Raw genomic sequence first — 1571 nt, 5'->3', positions numbered from 1 at the left:
CGCTCCAGAAAGGAGGTGTTCCAGCCGCACCTTCCGGTACGGCTACCTTGTTACGACTTAGCCCCAGTCACCAGTTTTACCTTAGGGCGCTCCTTGCGGTCACGCACTTCAGGCACTCCCGGCTTCCATGGCTTGACGGGCGGTGTGTACAAGGCCCGGGAACGTATTCACCGCGCCGTGGCTGATGCGCGATTACTAGCGAATCCAGCTTCATGGAGTCGGGTTGCAGACTCCAATCCGAACTGAGACAGGCTTTCGGGTTCCGCTCCCTGTCGCCAGGTGGCTTCCCGCTGTACCTGCCATTGTAACACGTGTGTCGCCCCGGACGTAAGGGCCGTGCTGATTTGACGTCATCCCCGCCTTCCTCGCAGCTTGCGCCGGCAGTCTCGACAGAGTCCTCGACTCTACTCGTTAGCAACTGTCGATGGGGGTTGCGCTCGTTATGGCACTTAAGCCGACACCTCACGGCACGAGCTGACGACAACCATGCAGCACCTCGCTGGAGGCTCCGTAGAGCTACCTCCTTTCAAAAGTATTCCTCCAGCGTTTGAGCCCGGGTAAGGTTCCTCGCGTATCATCGAATTAAACCACATGTTCCTCCGCTTGTGCGGGCCCCCGTCAATTCCTTTGAGTTTCACCGTTGCCGGCGTACTCCCCAGGTGGGATACTTAACGCTTTCGCTGTGCCGCCCAGGTCCCAATCGACCCGGACAGCTAGTATCCATCGTTTACTGCGTGGACTACCAGGGTATCTAATCCTGTTCGATACCCACGCTTTCGTGCTTCAGCGTCAGTTGGGCGCCGGTATGCTGCCTTCGCAATCGGAGTTCTGCGTGATATCTATGCATTTCACCGCTACACCACGCATTCCGCATACTTCTCGCCCACTCAAGGGCGCCAGTTTCAACGGCACGACGGGGTTGAGCCCCGAAATTTTACCGCTGACTTGGCACTCCGCCTACGCACCCTTTAAACCCAATAAATCCGGATAACGCTCGCATCCTCCGTATTACCGCGGCTGCTGGCACGGAGTTAGCCGATGCTTTTTCTTCAGGTACTCTCCTCCCCGCCACACGTGGCGGTCGTTGCTCCCTGACAAAAGAGGTTTACAATCCATAGGACCGTCATCCCTCACGCGACTTGGCTGGTTCAGGCGTTTGCCCATTGACCAATATTCCTCACTGCTGCCTCCCGTAGGAGTCTGGTCCGTGTCTCAGTACCAGTGTGGGGGACCTTCCTCTCAGAACCCCTAGACATCGTCGCCTCGGTGGGCCGTTACCCCGCCGACTAGCTAATGTCACGCATGCCCATCCTGCACCGGAGTCGCCTCCTTTCCCGTGATAGCCATGCAGCTACCACGGGGCATGTGGTATTAGTCCGGATTTCTCCGGGTTATCCCCCTGTGCAGGGCAGGTCGCATACGCGTTACTCACCCGTGCGCCGGTCGCCGGCAGAGCTGAGCAAGCTCAGCTCCCCGCTGCCCCTCGACTTGCATGTGTTAGGCCTGTCGCTAGCGTTCATCCTGAGCCAGGATCAAACTCTCCGTTGTTTGTATTTAACTTAGTTTGTTTT

Annotated in this window: 1 rRNA gene; it reads right to left on the bottom strand. The window is 57.6% G+C overall.

Annotated elements, in window-relative coordinates:
* Window positions 1-8: 8 nt before the first annotated feature.
* Window positions 9-1548, bottom strand: a 16S ribosomal RNA gene (locus E4T81_RS15475).
* Between the last annotated feature and the right edge of the window lie 23 nt (window positions 1549-1571).

The organism is Barnesiella sp. WM24 (assembly GCF_004570975.1).
Classification (GTDB): domain Bacteria; phylum Bacteroidota; class Bacteroidia; order Bacteroidales; family Muribaculaceae; genus Muribaculum.
This window is presented reverse-complemented; position numbering and strand designations above follow the sequence as displayed.